This window comes from Parapedobacter sp. ISTM3, assembly GCF_016533505.1.
In the GTDB taxonomy this organism is placed as follows: domain Bacteria; phylum Bacteroidota; class Bacteroidia; order Sphingobacteriales; family Sphingobacteriaceae; genus Parapedobacter; species Parapedobacter luteus.
This window is the reverse complement of the sequence record NZ_JAENGN010000007.1, coordinates 239,219-254,781: the sequence shown is the minus strand read 5'-3', so window position 1 is coordinate 254,781 and position 15,563 is coordinate 239,219. Positions and strand designations below refer to the sequence as shown.

Here is a 15,563-nt window from a genome sequence, read left to right as displayed (position 1 = left end):
TTGTCTATGTTTAAAGTTCTGTAATCTATTTACTTTAAGCTATGTTTGGTAAGGTGTGCTGCAATCACGCCTTACCTTTTTACTACATCGTTTACGCTATTTTCATACGCACTCCTCCTTTTTTTATCGTGTTGGTTTAATCCTGTGCAAATATCTCCACCTCGTGGTCCGTGATTTTGTAACCGAAAGGCCTGCCCGCCCTTACCACTTCGAGAATCTTTTCCAGTTTTTCCTGATAATGGAATTTACCTGTACATTCATAGGATGCGATCCCTGGATCCTTGATACGGATGGGTTTTTGATAGTACCGCGATAGCCGCTCTGCCATATCAGAAAATGGCGTTTTGTTAAATATCAGGTAGCCTTCGATTCGGTCAACCATCTCTGTCGAGTCGATATCGTGCTGAAGCCTGGTGCTGGCCCGCCCCTTGTCATAGCTCAGCTTTTGGCCGGGCTGCAGTTGGATGTTTTGGTTTGTCGACTGGTGGTTCCGTATCGAGACGGAACCGGCGTATAAAGTGGTCTCAAAATGGGAAGCCTCATCGTACGCATAGACATTAAACTCAGTTCCCAATACACTCACCGTATGCGTGGCTGTTTCAACCTCAAAAGGCCTTTGCTTGTCGGTCGCCACGTGGAACTGGGCTTCACCGTTCAGCACGACGTATCTTTTTTGCCGATCAAATCGCTCGGGGTAGGTAAACTCACTTCCTGCCGCCAGCCAAACGATGGTACTGTCGGCAAGTACCAGTTTCACCCGCTGTCCTACGGAGACCTCGATGTGGTGGTAGCCGATGGTATCACTCCGGTGCCTGAGAAAATACCAACTTGCCGCGACAGCTAGCAATATCGCGGCAGCTATCTTGGCGATACCGCTGATATTCCACGTCCGGCGTTTGTCTTCTGCAACTTCCTCCCGCAGGCTTCCCATTCTCGTTTTCAGCATACGATATGCTTGGTCTGCCGAAATGGAATCCATGTCGTCGCTATGGCTAAGGATGACCAAATCCCATGCGTTGCGGATCAGGCGATAACGGGCCCGATGATCGGGAGATGCCTCAATCCAGTCCAAAAAGCTGTCCGTTTCCTCTTGGGACAGTTCTCCCCTGATATATGCCAATAGCTGCTGATCCGACATGGTTCTAAATCAACTTTAAAAAAAATCTCCCGCAATACGGTTTATAATTTGATTAACGCTTTTGTCCGTTAATGAATGGATATTTTGCGAGCAGGCGTTACCCCTAAAGAAAAAATGAAATTTTTTTAGAAACCGCCGAAAAACAGGATCACCTTGAGGTAGTCTGACAATTTAGGCCGCAACAGTTTAAGCACTTTGCCGATATGATATTCCACGGTTTTCTCCGTCTTCCCGATTTTATCGGCAATCTCTCTATTGGAAAGACCTTGTTCGCGGCTGAGGTTAAATATCATGCGGGTCTGTTCGGGCACATGGGCGAGGGTATCACCTACCAATCGCTCGATTTCCGAAAGATAGATGGTTGAGATACTCAGGGTCTGGAGCGTGTGCATATCCAGCTCAACTTGCCGTAAGCTTCGCGAAAACAGGTGCTGTTCGATCTGGTAACGTCTGCGCTTTTTTTCCATACTGTTCAGCATTTTGAGTTTGACAACCTGTACTAAAAAGGCAAACAGGTGCGGGGTATCTTCCTGCAAGCTTGACCGGTATTCCCAAAGTAAAATAAAGGTGTCCTGTGCGATGTCTTCTGCCACGTCGGCGTCGTGGAGATAGGATACAGCGAACCGCAGCAAACGATTGTAATACCGATCAAAAGCGGCCCTAAATGCCCATTCTTCCCCAGCCTTGATTCCCAAAATAAGACCCTTGTCTGATAAATCTCGTTTATTTGGCATGAATTGGATTAACCTTTTCTGCAAACATACAGTTTTAAGCGACATAACGAACATGGTTTGAAACGTCTTCAGCCGCAATGGACAGGTTGTTTCCGGCCGCCCGGATGCCGCGTGCCAGTGGACGGCGCATGCAATGGGCTGCTGTACGAATGGCCGATGGAAATACGCATTGCCACCAGCCCGCCGCCAGCCGACATTTCGTATCTTCGCAGGGATAGACTTAATAGATGATGGCAAAGGCAGCGACGCTACAGCACCGGGGATTGGGATTATTTTCATTTGCAATGGCCTTGTTTCCATGGATGTTGGCCATGGCACAGCCGTCCGGCTACCGCTCATTCCACAACGTGATTGCGGGCGCCGGTGCAACTACCGTCAGCGCGTTTGCACAGGACAGCATCGGGATGATGTGGTTTGGCACCAACAAAGGGCTCGTGAGCTTCGATGGCTATGCCACGCAAACACATTACGGCCACAACGACAGTACCAATGCCTTCGTCTACAGCATTGTGGTGCTGGACGACCGGCTGCTTTGCCTGGGTACCGACCATGGGGTGTTGTTTTACGACTATCAGCGGGATACCTTCCTGCCCAATACGGTACAATTCCCGCCAGACGTGCGGGCGCTGTTGCTGGACGGCGACGACCTATGGGTAGGCTCGCTGAAAGGGTTGTACCGCTACCGGCTGCACGGGCGGCAGCTACAGCCCATCGGCGGAAATACCGGGAGCAGCCCGGCGAAACTTACGGTATATGCACTGGCAAAAACGGGCAGCGATATGTACATCGGCACCTACGATGGTCTGTACCGAAAGCGCACGGGCGATACTTCGGTCAGCGCCGTGGCGCTGCCCAAACCGCCGAGCCGTAGCAACTGGTTTGTCAACTCCCTGCTGCCCGACGCTGCGGGCAATGCCCTGTGGGTGGGCACCGAAGGTGCGCTCTTCCGGCTTGACCCCGCCACGGTGGTGGCGACGGAAATCGGGCAGCTCCGCAATCAATCGGTCAAATCGCTGGCGATGGACAGGCAGGGGTTGTTATTGGCGGGGACGGACGCGGGGGTGCATGCGTATGACCCAGCCACGCAGAGGGCCTCGCTGGTGCTGCATGACGCGCGCAACGACCGGTCACTGGCCAACAACATCGTATGGGCTATCTTCGCCGACCGTGAGGGCAACCTGTGGTTCGGCACGGACTACGGCACATCGGTGACCAGCGGCAGGCCGGTATTCGAAACCATACCGATTTTCCAGGTAACGGGTGCGGGCGAAGGCAACCGGTTTTATAACATCCTGCGCGACTCCCGGGGCCGCTATTGGCTGGGCGGCACCAATGGCATTATCCGTACCGATTCGCTGCATGGCCTGCACCCTACACCGGCTTGGTACCGTATGGGCGATGCCGCGCACCCGCTGCCGCACAACCGCATACGGGATATATACGAAGACATGGACCGGCAAATCTGGATCGCTACGGATGGCAGCATAAACCGCTACAACGAAGCGGCACGCCGGTTTGACCGCTATACCATCGTCAACCGAACACACACAGCCAACGCCAACTGGGCTTATGATCTGTTTGAAGATAGACGCCGGCGGCTATGGATAGCCACGTACCTGGGCGGTGTATTCGTGGTAGACAAACAACGTCTGCTGGCATCAGGCGGGGTGTATGTGGCTGACCACCAAATTACCGCGGCCGATGGGCTGGCGGGCGACTTTGTCAACCAGGTGCTCCAGGACGTCAAAGGCGACGTATGGGCGCTGGTCTATAAAAAAGGGCTGCACCGCATCCACCCCGATACCTACGGCGTAACTGCGGTCACCGATGCCGAAGGACGGCCGGTAGCGCTGCCGACCTACATGATGCAGGATGCCGAAGGCATCATCTGGGTAGGCGGCGACAACGCTGTGTATCGCCTGGATCCACAGCATGGTACCTGCAAGGTGATCCCCATCAGCGCCTTCGGCACCGGTGAAATCCTGTGCATGATGCAGGTGGATGGCCGTATCTGGCTATCCACCACGGATGCGCTGTGGACCTTGGACCGCCGCACGTTTGAACTGAAGCGCATCAAGGGTGAATCGGATTTCACGGCCGCGTTTTATGACCAGACGAACCGGCAAGCGTTGCTCGGCGCGGTAAACAGCATTACGGTGCTGTCTACCGATGCATCCCATACCGCCAGACCGGCGGACCGCCTGTCGCTTACCGCGCTGCTGGTGAATGACCAGCCCGTTGAAACCCCGGGCGGCAACGTCCGGTACCGCCAGCGCATAGACCTTCCCCATGATCGAAACAGCCTCCAGTTCCGGTTTTCGGACTTCGTGTATGCGCCGGACGAAAGCAAACAATTTATTTACAAAATGGAGGGGGTAGACGCCGACTGGGTACTGCTTGACCGCACATCCAACCAGCTGGCGTATACCAACCTGCAGCCGGGCAGCTACCGGCTGGCCATCCGCAAACTGGATCTTTCGGGCAGCCCGTCCGGCCCGCCCCTGCAGTTTGCCGTGAACATCCAGCCACCCTGGTACGACACCGGATTGGCGCGCGCGGTGTACGCTGCCCTGGCCATCGGGCTGCTCTTCTGGATAGTCAACTTCTTCCGCGTGCGCCATAACCTGAAGATTGAACGGATTGAAAAGCAAAAAACCTTGGAACTGACTGGCTTGAAGATCAATTTTTTCACGGATATCTCGCACGAGTTCAAAACGCCGCTGAGCCTTGTCATCGGGCCGATAAGCCAACTGCTCATGGACACTCGGAATAAACCGATCCATAAACAGCTGGAGGGCATACAGCGCAATGCGTTGCAGCTGAATACGCTCATCCAGCAGGTGCTGGAATTTAACCGGCTGGACAACGCGGGAGACCAGATGCTGATGCGCTCGGATATCGAATGGGTATCCTTGGTGAAAAACACGTTTTCGGCCTTCAGGGAAGCTGCGGCAACGCCCGATCGCATGTATGCTTTTGAGACCGCCGTGGAGTCGCTGCCGGGCTCAGCTGATGTGGTCAAGATCCGATCCATCCTGAACAATGTGCTTTCCAACGCATTCAAATACACGCGTGCAGGAGACCGTATTGCCGTATCGCTCGCGGTGCAGGGCGCTGCGGTGGCCATCACCGTGAGCGATACCGGCATCGGCATTCCTGAAAAGGACCTGCCTTACGTGTTTGAGCGGTTTTTCCGTGCGGCGAACACCGCCGGCACGCCTTCGGGCTCCGGCATAGGGTTATACCTGGCCAAACATTATGCGGAGCAGCACGGCGGGTCGCTGAGCCTCGAAGCGGCCGAAGGCAAGGGCACCACCGTACGCGTGGTACTGCCCGTCGCTGAAAGCGCCGGGGCGCTCCAGACCATGCCTGCCGATAAAGCCGGCGAAATGGCCGCGCAAGATGAACAGCCACGTGTGCTCGTGGTGGATGACAACCGGGAAATGACGGATTTCCTGGTGCAACTACTCACCCCCCAGTATGCCGTGCGCACCGCACACGATGGCAAAGAGGGGTTGCAGCAATGCATGGCGTGGATGCCCGATGTGGTCATAGCCGATGCGATGATGCCGGTAATGGACGGGTTGGAAATGAGCCGGCAGATACGCAGCCAGGTGCCGTTGGCAGACAGTGCAATCATCCTGCTCACGGCAAAAGACGATAAGGAGACCGAGCTGGACAGCATCGGCAAGGGCATCGATGTGTTCATGGCCAAGCCGTTTGACGTGTCCATCCTGCGCTCGCGAGTGGCACAACTGATCGCAAAAAAACAAGCCGCCGCCCGAAAGCTGCGCGTGGGGGCGATTGCGACGCCGCAGGTACCCACGGCGGTATCCCCGGACGAACGGTTCCTCATGGAGGTGACCCGCATCATCGAAGACCAGATAGACGATCCCGAACTGAACGTGCAAGCCCTCAGCACGCAGCTGGATACCGGTACCAAGCAGCTTTACCGTAAGGTGAAGCTGCTGACCGGGCTTACCCCGGTAGAGTACATCCGCTCCATCCGGATGAAGAAAGCGGCCATGCTGCTCGGACAAAGTAAGTTTACCGTGGCGGAAGTGATGTACATGGTGGGCTTTTCGAACCCTTCGTACTTCTCCAGGTGTTTCCAGGCGGCCTTTGGCCGGACACCCCGCGAATATGCCGCATCGGAACAGCAGGTATAGCGCTTGGGGCCGTGCGTTGTCCGATTTCTATTGTTTTTTGTCCGATTTGTAGCCTGGCAACCGCTGCCGGCAGCCTATTTTTGCTGCATTATCTGTAAAACCAATTATTGTAACCAAATGATGAAGCGTACTTCGTTTATTGCTTTTTTTGCCGTTGCTATCGCTATGGCGCACGCGCAGGGACCAACAGTACCTACGGTCTATGTCGATGATCAGGGCGTGATGCGCTGGTCGGACACCCGGCAGGAAGCAGCATTCTATGGTGTAAATTATTGCTTGCCTTTTGCCCATGGCTACCGCGCCATCGGTTACTTGGGCAAAGACCACAAGGCGGCCATCGATCGCGATGTATACCACTTTGCCCGGCTGGGCTTCAACGCCTACCGTATCCATATCTGGGACGTGGAGCTATCCGACAGCGTAGGAAACCTTTTGGAAAACCAGCACCTGGACCTGCTGGACTACCTCATCGCCAAATTGCGCGAACGGGGCATCCGTACGGTGATCACCTGCATGACCACCTTCGGCAACGGCTATCCCGAGCGCAACGAGCCAACGGGCGGCTTTTCCTACCGCTATGACAAATGCGAGGTACACAGCCACCCCGAAGCCATACGTGCGCAGGAACGGTACGTAAGCCAGCTGGTGCAGCACCGGAATCCGTATACCGGACTGGCTTACCACGACGACCCTTATATCGTGGGCTTCGAAATCAACAACGAGCCCTGCCACACCGGTGACCCCGCGCAGACGCGCGATTACATCAACCGCATGCTTGCGGCCATCAAAGAGGCCGGCAATACCAAACCGGTGTTCTACAACGTGAGCCATAACATGGACCATGTAGGTGCGTACTTCGATAGCGCCGTGCAGGGGGCTACCTACCAGTGGTATCCCATCGGCTTGGTGGCAGGCTTTACGCGTAAGGGCAATTTCTTGCCGTACCTGGACCAATATTCTATTCCGTTTTCAACGCTCGGGGGGTTTGATGGCAAGGCTAAGATAGTCTATGAGTTTGACCCCGCGGATGCGGCGTATACGTACCTCTACCCGGCTATGGCGCGCACGTTTCGCAGCCAGGGGTTCCAGTGGATTACGCAATTTGCCTACGACCCGATCGATCTGGCGCGATATAATACCGATTATCAGACGCACTACCTGAATTTGGCATATACACCGGGAAAGGCCATAAGCATGAAGATAGCGGCCGAGGTGGCCCGGCGCGTGGACCGCGGGGAGTCGTTTGGTGCGTACCCGGCAGATACGCTGTTTGGCGAATTTCTGGTGAGCCACAAACAAGACCTGAGCGTGCTGAACAGCGACACGGTATTTTTCTATAGCAACCACACCGCCGTGCCGCCGCGCGCGCGCGAAAAACTGACAGCCGTGGCCGGCTGCGGCAGCTCGCCACTGGTGAGCTACGAAGGCACGGGCGCCTATTTTCTCGATCGGCTGGAGCCCGGCGTGTGGCGCCTGGAAGTGATGCCCGATGCCGTGGCGGTGGCAGACCCCTATGCGAAGCCATCGCTGAGCCGCGAGGCCGTGACCATCGCCTGGAATACGTGGCCCATGCAGCTCCGGCTGCCGGATCTGGGTAGCGGCTTCGGCGTGGTGCCTCTAACCGGGGAAACCGACGCTGCGCCCTCCCGTGCCGACGAGGGGACGCTGACGGTGAGGCCGGGGGTATACCTGCTGTGCCGGGAGGATGCCGTGGATGAGGCCACGCGGCGTTGGACAGCGGCTACACCTTGGCGGTCTATCGCTCTTGGCGAATATGTGGCTCCAGAGGCCCACGCGTCCACTTTTTCGGTGGTACATACGCCCGCGGAAACGGTCAATGCCGGTGTACCGCTGACCGTACAGGCCACCGTCGTAGGGCCATCCCTCCCGGATTCGGTGGTACTGTATACCGACCGGGTGTCGTTTTGGTCGGCCAGCAATCCCCGGGTGCTGCTGAAGCGCACGGCCGGATACCGGTATGAAGGCACGATCCCGCCTGAAATGGTGGCAACGGGTACACTGCGGTACACGGTTACCGTGTATGCCGACGGGCACACTACGACATTCCCCGACAACCGGCCGGGGGCGCCGCTCGACTGGGATTATCCTGTACCGCACTACTGGCACACGGGGGTGGTATCGGCGGACTATCCCGTGGTACTGGTGGATGCCGCGGCCGACGGGGCGCTACTGGAGACGTATGCCATGCCGGAAACGTCCGCAGTTGTCGGCCAGCACCGGTGGGACCACCCTTCGGCACACAAAGCCTGGCATTATACCTTTGCCAAGCACGGTAGCAACACCCGATTTTTCTGGCGGCGCTACGTAGCCGACGCGGTGGCCAACCGGAAGGAACGCCTGGCTGGCGCAACACACCTGTGCTTAGCGGTCCCAGGCGCCAAGGCGCTGGACAGCCTGGCCGTGGGCTTTACCACCACCGATGGGTATACCTACAGTGCCCAAGTGGCGCTGGGCGGCGCGCCGGTGGTGAAGGTGCCGCTCAGCGCACTACGACTGGGCGATACACCGTTGCTGCCCGCACCGTATCCGGTATTCCTCGATCGCTATTTTTCGCCTACCGTGCCGCTGCCTTTCGACCCGACGGCTATCGAATCGCTGGTGCTGCACACATTGGGAGCGGTGACGCAGGATGCAGAACTGGCCATCGCCAGTATATGGCTGGAATGACGCACAACTAACAGATAATCCATATAAACCAAAAATGACATGAGGGAATATAGACGAAAACATCGGGCTATGAGCTGCTGGCTGGCACTGTTAGCCGGCGGCCTTGCTGCCGGCACGCCGCTTATCGGTATGCCCAACGCCATGCAGGCACAGCAGCAGCAACAAATGACCGTGCAAGGCACAGTACGCGACGAATCGGGCACCCCCCTTCCGGGGGTGAGTGTTTCGGTGCCCGGCACCGCCGTGCAAACCGCTACCGACGCTGAAGGAACGTACCGCCTGACGGTGCCCACAGGCATGAATCAACTGGTCTTTTCATCCATCGGCTACCTGGTGCAAACGGTGGATGCCGACCGCGAGCGTATCGATATTGTGCTGCTGCAAAGCAGCCAGGACCTGGACGAAGTGGTGGTGGTGGGCTATGGTAGCCAAACCCGGAAAGACCTGACCGGATCGGTGGCCAACGTGGGAAGCAAGGATTTCAACCCGGGGCTGGTAGGCTCCGCCGAGCAGCTCATCAACGGCAAAGCCTCCGGTGTGCAGGTGATGTCCAATAGCGGCTCACCCACAGCGGGCAGTACCATCCGTATCCGTGGTGGGGCCTCGCTCAGCGCCAGCAATGACCCGCTGATTGTACTGGACGGCGTGCCGCTGGAAAACGGCGGCATCAGCGGCAACGGCAGCAACTTTATGAGCCTCATCAATCCCAATGACATCGAAAGTATGACCATCCTTAAAGATGCCTCGGCAACTGCCATCTATGGTTCGCGCGCCTCCAACGGGGTGGTGCTGATCACCACCAAGAAGGGGACGGCCGGGGCGCTGCGCCTGGGCTTCTCATCCGTGCTGTCCATGCAACGGCAGCGGCCAGTGGCCGATATGCTGTCGCCCGACCGGTTTGACCAGCTGGTGCGCGAGCAGGGCACAGCGGCACAGCAGGCCTTGCTTGGCGGGGAGCGTACCGACTGGGTGGGCCAGGTGTTTCAGCCGGCCTTCGGCACCGACAACAACGTAAGCCTCTCGGGTAGCATCGCTCAATCTGTACCCTTCCGGGCTTCAGTGGGCTTTTATGACCAGGAGGGCACGCTGAAGACCGACCGCACCGACCGGGTCACCGGCGCGCTGTCGCTCTCGCCATCATTCTTCGACCGGCACCTGACGCTAAACCTCAACGTGAAAGGGGCGCTCAACAACAACCGCTTTGCCAATACCGATGCTATCTGGTCGGCCGTGGCGTTTAACCCCACGCAACCGGTGTATTCGGGCAGTGACGCGTTCGGCGGATTCTACGAAAGCCTGGACAATGCCGGTGTGCCGGCAACGGGCGCCAACCTCAACCCCATGGGATTGCTCGACCAGGAAACCCACAAAAGCCGCGTAGCGCGCTCTACCGGCAACCTGGACATCGACTATAAATTCCATTTCCTGCCGGAGCTGAAGGCGCATGTGACGCTGGGCTATGACTATGCCCGTGGCGAAGGGGAAAACCGCATCCCCGCATCGGCGGCCAGCGCCTACACCGTGGGAGGGTCCTTCAACGAATATGCGCAAAACACGCAAAACCGCTTGTTTACCGGGTACCTCAACTATGCCGCGCCGCTGGAAAACAGCTCACTGGAGGTTACCGCCGGATACGACTACCAATACTGGAGCGCCAAAAGCCCGGCCGTAACGTACTTCAACGAAGCGGGCGACGTGCAGTCTACCGCCATGGCGTCCGACCAGCGGCACACCCTGCTGTCGGTATACGGCCGCCTGAACTACCAGTACGGCTCGCGCTACCTGCTTACCGCAACTATCCGCCGCGATGGCACCTCCCGATTCAGCCCGGAAAACCGCTGGGGAACATTCCCTTCCGTAGCACTCGCCTGGCGGCTTTCTGAAGAGGATTTCCTGAAGGGACACCGCACCATCAGCGACTTGAAACTGCGCGCCAGCTACGGCGTGACCGGACAACAGGACGGCATCGGCAACTATGGCTACCTCTCTATTTACAACCGGGGAAACGAATTTGCCCAGTACCGCTTTGGCGAAAGCTTTTACCATGTGTACCGACCGTCCGTGTATGTGTATGACCTGCGCTGGGAAACGACACGCGCCTTCAACTATGGCATAGACTTCGGGCTGTGGGGCAACCGAATCACCGGTGCCGTGGAGTATTATACCCGGAAGACGCATGACCTGCTGGCGAACGTGCCGGTACCGGCAGGGACGAATTTTGACCAGACGGCGACCACAAACGTGGGCAATATCGACAGCCGAGGGTTTGAATTCCAGATCAATGCGACGCCGATCAGCCGCGAATCGCTAACCTGGGAGGTCGGTTTCAACGCCACACAGCAGCATATCAACGTCACGAACCTCTCTATGGTGGAAGACGACAGGTCGGTAGGCTCATATGTGGGCCCCTGGGTGAGCGGCCGTGGCATCCAGATCCTCACCACCGGATACGAACCGAATATGTTTTACGTATACAAGCAGGTGTATGATGAACAGGGCAAACCGCTGGAAAACATGTACGCCGACCTCAATGGCGATGGTGTAATCAATGAGGGCGACCTCTACCGCTACCAGTCGCCGGCCGCGGAATGGTTTCTGGGGTTCAACACGCAGCTGACTTATAAACGCTGGACCGCGGGTACTACCCTGCGCGCGAACATCGGCAACTACGTATTTAACCACACCAAAATGGACCTCGGTGCATGGGAAACGATGCAATACATTCCCTTTGCGCTGAACAATCTGCACAGCGACTTCCTCAATACCAATTTCCGTGCGCGCCAGTACTATTCGGATTACTACGTGGAAAACGCGTCGTTCCTCCGCATGGAAAACGTCACCCTGGGATATGATGTGGGCCGCATCGCGGGCAATGCCCGGCTGCGGCTCGGAGCCATCGTGCAGAATGTGTTTGTGCTGACCAAGTACTCGGGAAATGACCCGGAGTTGCCCAACGGCTTTGACAGCACCTTCTACCCGCGGCCGCGTACGTACTCTTTGAGTATTAACCTCCAATTTTAACCGTTATGATCATGAACGCTATAAGAGTCTCATTACTGATCGGCCTGATGGGCCTGTTCGGCAGTTGTGCAAGCCACCTGGACCAGCTACCTACGGTGGAATCGACGTCCGAGTCTGTATACACTTCAGTGGAAAACTACAAGGCTGTCCTCGCAAAACTTTATGCTTCGTATGCCATCGGTGGAAACGAAAAAGGCGACGGTAACCCTGATATGGCCAGCCCGACGGCAGCCTATGGTTACCTGCGGTCGTATTTCAACCTGCAGGAGATTCCCACCGACGAGCTGGTGTATTCCTGGGCCGGAGGCGACAACCTGGTGGATATTCAATACATGCGCTGGGGAGCGTCTGATACGTGGGTGAGTGCGATGTATTACCGCCTCTATTATACCATAGCCATCTGCAACGAATTGCTGCGCAACGCGACCGATGACCGAATCGGGAGGTTTGCCGAGGCTGAACAGCAGGAAATCCGTGTGTTTGCTGCCGAAGCCCGTTTCCTGCGCGCACTGGCGTATTCTCACGCCATGGACCTCTTTGGCCACGTACCGTTCGTAACCGAAAACGACCAGGTTGGGGCGTTTTTCCCACCGCGGATTACCCGCGGAGAACTGTTTGACTACATCGAGTCTGAACTGAAAACCATCGAAACGATATTGCCGGAACCTTTCCAGAACGAGTATGGCCGCGCCAGCCGGGCAGCGGCCTGGACGTTGCTGGCCAAAAACTACCTCAACGCACAGGTGTACACGGGTATCGAGCGGAATGCCGACTGCATCGAATACTGCAACAAGGTGATCGGCAGTGGGTTTTCTTTGGAGGCCGACTACCGCAAATTGTTTAATGCCGACAACGACCGGCGTACGCAAAACGAAATCATCTTCCCCATCCAGTCGGACGCGGCGCGGACCACCACCTGGGGCGGCATGACCTACTTGGTGAACGCCCCCATCCTTGGGTCAATGCATGCGCCGGACTACGGTGTCGTCTCCGGCTGGCAGAGCTTCCGCACGCTGCGTGAGTTTGTGGCACTCTTCCCTGATGCGACGGGCGAGGTGGACCGCCGCGGTGCGTTCTGGACTGACGGACAGACACTCGATGTGGAAGACCCGTCGTCCACCAGCCAGGGATACACCATCATCAAATATACCAACCTGTACGACGACGGCTCCTATATGACCGACGATGGACTGGTGAACACCGACTTTCCGCTCTTCCGGCTTGCCGATGTTTTGCTGATGTACGCTGAGGCTACCGTACGGGGGGGCGCTGGGGGCAATACCACGACGGCGCTGGGATACGTAAACCAGCTGCGCGAACGGGCCTACGGCAATACCAGCGGCAACATCGGCGCATCGGCACTCACGCTGGATTTCCTGCTGGCCGAGCGCGGCCGTGAACTGTTCTGGGAGTGCGTACGCCGTACCGACCTGATCCGCTTCGGCCGGTTTACCGGAGGCGACTATTTGTGGCAATGGAAAGGTGGCACCGTGAGTGGAACGGCCACCGATGCGCGGTTCGACCTGTACCCCATCCCGGTGACGGACCTAGCCGCCAACCCGAATCTGATACAACACGTAGGCTACTAACCACTTAATGACAATGGAAACCATGAAACATAACACGATACGCCGCGCAGGATGGGTGCTCTGCTATGCAATCATCGCGATGGCTTGCGAGAAGGCGGGCGATACCGTCGTAGCCACCGGACTAACTGACCCGGACCTCTCGGCAACAGCCGAGACTGTGATACTGGATGAACAGGAAAGAAACACACTGGCCCTGCAGCTGGTCTGGAACACCGGCGAAATACAGCTCACCGGCGGCTACGATGCGAAAAGCATGGCCATCAAGACTACTGCGCTGTTTGCACTGGACGAAGCCTTCCGTACGGCCGCAAGGCCCCAAGACGTAAGCAGTGCCTCGCTCTCGTATACCCATGCTGCCCTCAACGAGCTGGCACTGGGCCTTGGCCTTGTGCCCGGTGAACCCGGCACGGTGTATGTTCGCGTCGAAACCCAGCTGGCAGCAAATGTGCCGCCCAAGCGGAGCAATACTATCCGGCTGACGCTGACGCCCTACCAGCCTTCCGATGCGGCCGACTACCTGTTTATGGCCACCAGCGACTTTTCGGCCTTCCCGTGGAAGCTGTGTGCACGCGATGAAGACGGACGCTATGATGGTTTTGTGCGCGTAGACCAATGGTACAACTTTTACCTGGCCAGTGAGGAAAGTGATGCCGCCCCGACCATATACGGTTCGTACCCTGAGGACGGCGGCCAGTACCGCCTGCATGCGGGAAGTGACCGCTGGAACCTCTGGACCAGCAACGGTGGCTACTTGTACCTGCAAGCTGACGTAAACGAGCTGACGTGGAGCGAAACCGTAGTTCGCTCGCTGGCCGTAACGGGAGATTTCAACGGCTGGAGCACCGATGCAACGCCACTCACCTATGACAGCGAACGCAACGTGTGGACAGCCTCCATCACGACCACCGAACCCGAACAATGGGGCATCAAAATACTGGTAAACGGCGATTGGGGATTCTTCTTCGGGGAGGGCCCGGAAGAAGGTGTATGTGCCTTGTACCGCGCAGATGCCGGCGGATTCGCGTACCCGCATGTGGGCACGCACACGCTCACATTGGATTTGAGCGACCCGAAGGCGTTTCGCTACACCGTAGATTAACAAGAGATGAAAGCGTGTATAAAACAATCGGCCATCATGAAATACTACGGACTCTACATGCTTTGGGGTATGCTGTTGATGGCCTGTAAAAGCGACCCCGCAGCACCGGCACCGGCAGGCCCCGATGCCTCGTTTGCCCGCGGCGCGGACGTAAGCTGGATAACGGAAATGGAAGCTTCGGGCCGCAGGTTTTACAACGCTGCCGGTGCGGAGCAGGATGGCATGCGGCTGCTCAAACAGCTGGGCATGGACGCCATCCGCCTGCGCGTGTGGGTAAACCCCGAAAATGGCTGGTGCGGCATGGAAGACCTCCTGGTGAAAGCGCGCCGTGCACACGACCTCGGCATGCGCCTGCTCATCAACTTTCACTACAGCGACACCTGGGCTGATCCGGGGCAGCAACGCCCCCCGAAGGCGTGGGAAGGTAGCAACCTGGAGGCGCTGAAAGCAGCGGTAGCGGCGCATACCACCGAAGTGCTGGAGGCCCTGCAAGCGAGGGGTATCGCGCCGGAATGGGTGCAGGTGGGCAATGAGACGGGCAATGGCATGCTGTGGGAAACGGGCAAAGCTGCTACCGACATGGCCGCATATGCTGCGTTGAACAATGCAGGCTATGACGCCGTAAAGGCTGTATTCCCGGACACCAAGGTGGTGGTACACCTCCAAAACGGCTATGACAATGGCTTGTTTCGCTGGCTGTTTGACGGGCTGAAGGCCAATGGCGGCAAGTGGGATGTGATAGGGATGTCGCTCTACCCTTCGCCGGACGACTGGCAGCAGCGCAACGAACAGTGCCTGGCCAACATGCGCGACATGGTGGAACGGTATGGCAGCGACGTGATGGTATGCGAAGTGGGAATGAGCTGGGACGAGGCTGCAACGGCCAGGTTGTTTCTCGAAGACCTGATGGCCAAAGCTCATACACTGCCCGAGGGAAAAGCATTGGGTGTATTTTACTGGGAGCCGCAATCCTATGGCGGATGGAAGGGCTATACGCTTGGGGCCTTCGACGCATCCGGTAGGCCGACCGAAGCGCTGGAGGCGTTTAGGCCGCGGTAACGGCCGGACGATTCCACCGGGGGGGTTGGCGTCAGAAAAAGCGCGTTTTCGTAACAGGACAGCCGG

General features: G+C 57.3%; 8 protein-coding genes. 6 read left to right on the top strand and 2 right to left on the bottom strand.

All coding sequences use genetic code 11. The features are described from left to right. Positions 1-136: 136 nt before the first annotated feature. Both JHJ32_RS12015 and JHJ32_RS12010 read right to left on the bottom strand, forming a co-directional pair. Entirely contained in the window at positions 137-1,138 is a 1,002-nt protein-coding gene (locus JHJ32_RS12015; RefSeq protein ID WP_200121104.1) for a FecR family protein, read from the bottom strand. Between the two features lie 125 nt (positions 1,139-1,263). Then, on the bottom strand, positions 1,264-1,872 hold the full coding sequence (locus tag JHJ32_RS12010; RefSeq protein WP_176146180.1) for an RNA polymerase sigma-70 factor: 609 nt from the start codon (positions 1,870-1,872) through the stop codon (positions 1,264-1,266). Positions 1,873-2,099: 227 nt separating this feature from the next. Between JHJ32_RS12010 and JHJ32_RS12005 the strand changes: the two genes are divergently transcribed. The 6 genes from JHJ32_RS12005 (at position 2,100) to JHJ32_RS11980 (ending at position 15,497) form a co-directional block, all read left to right on the top strand. Continuing rightward, positions 2,100-6,041, top strand: a complete 3,942-nt coding sequence (locus JHJ32_RS12005; RefSeq protein ID WP_200121103.1) for a two-component regulator propeller domain-containing protein — start codon at positions 2,100-2,102, stop codon at positions 6,039-6,041. A gap of 117 nt (positions 6,042-6,158) precedes the next feature. Continuing rightward, entirely contained in the window at positions 6,159-8,729 is a 2,571-nt protein-coding gene (locus JHJ32_RS12000; RefSeq protein ID WP_200121102.1) for a hypothetical protein, read from the top strand. 39 nt (positions 8,730-8,768) lie between these two features. Further along, positions 8,769-11,750 (top strand): SusC/RagA family TonB-linked outer membrane protein, encoded by a 2,982-nt coding sequence (locus JHJ32_RS11995; protein ID WP_233632618.1) that lies wholly within the window; start codon positions 8,769-8,771, stop codon positions 11,748-11,750. A gap of 11 nt (positions 11,751-11,761) precedes the next feature. After that, on the top strand, positions 11,762-13,339 hold the full coding sequence (locus JHJ32_RS11990; RefSeq protein WP_233632617.1) for a RagB/SusD family nutrient uptake outer membrane protein: 1,578 nt from the start codon (positions 11,762-11,764) through the stop codon (positions 13,337-13,339). A 13-nt stretch (positions 13,340-13,352) separates the two neighbouring features. Further along, a complete protein-coding gene (locus tag JHJ32_RS11985; protein ID WP_233632616.1) occupies positions 13,353-14,438 on the top strand; it encodes a SusE domain-containing protein in 1,086 nt (361 codons plus the stop codon). A 36-nt stretch (positions 14,439-14,474) separates the two neighbouring features. Beyond that, entirely contained in the window at positions 14,475-15,497 is a 1,023-nt protein-coding gene (locus JHJ32_RS11980) for a glycosyl hydrolase 53 family protein (protein ID WP_200121098.1), read from the top strand. The last annotated feature ends 66 nt before the right edge of the window (positions 15,498-15,563 follow it).

Coding starts and splice junctions, on each gene's coding strand:
- JHJ32_RS12015 (WP_200121104.1), bottom strand. CDS start 1,138: ATGTCGGATCAGCAGCTATTGGCATATATCAGGGGAGAACTGTCCCAA.
- JHJ32_RS12010 (WP_176146180.1), bottom strand. CDS start 1,872: ATGCCAAATAAACGAGATTTATCAGACAAGGGTCTTATTTTGGGAATC.
- JHJ32_RS12005 (WP_200121103.1), top strand. CDS start 2,100: ATGATGGCAAAGGCAGCGACGCTACAGCACCGGGGATTGGGATTATTT.
- JHJ32_RS12000 (WP_200121102.1), top strand. CDS start 6,159: ATGATGAAGCGTACTTCGTTTATTGCTTTTTTTGCCGTTGCTATCGCT.
- JHJ32_RS11995 (WP_233632618.1), top strand. CDS start 8,769: ATGAGGGAATATAGACGAAAACATCGGGCTATGAGCTGCTGGCTGGCA.
- JHJ32_RS11990 (WP_233632617.1), top strand. CDS start 11,762: ATGAACGCTATAAGAGTCTCATTACTGATCGGCCTGATGGGCCTGTTC.
- JHJ32_RS11985 (WP_233632616.1), top strand. CDS start 13,353: ATGGAAACCATGAAACATAACACGATACGCCGCGCAGGATGGGTGCTC.
- JHJ32_RS11980 (WP_200121098.1), top strand. CDS start 14,475: ATGAAATACTACGGACTCTACATGCTTTGGGGTATGCTGTTGATGGCC.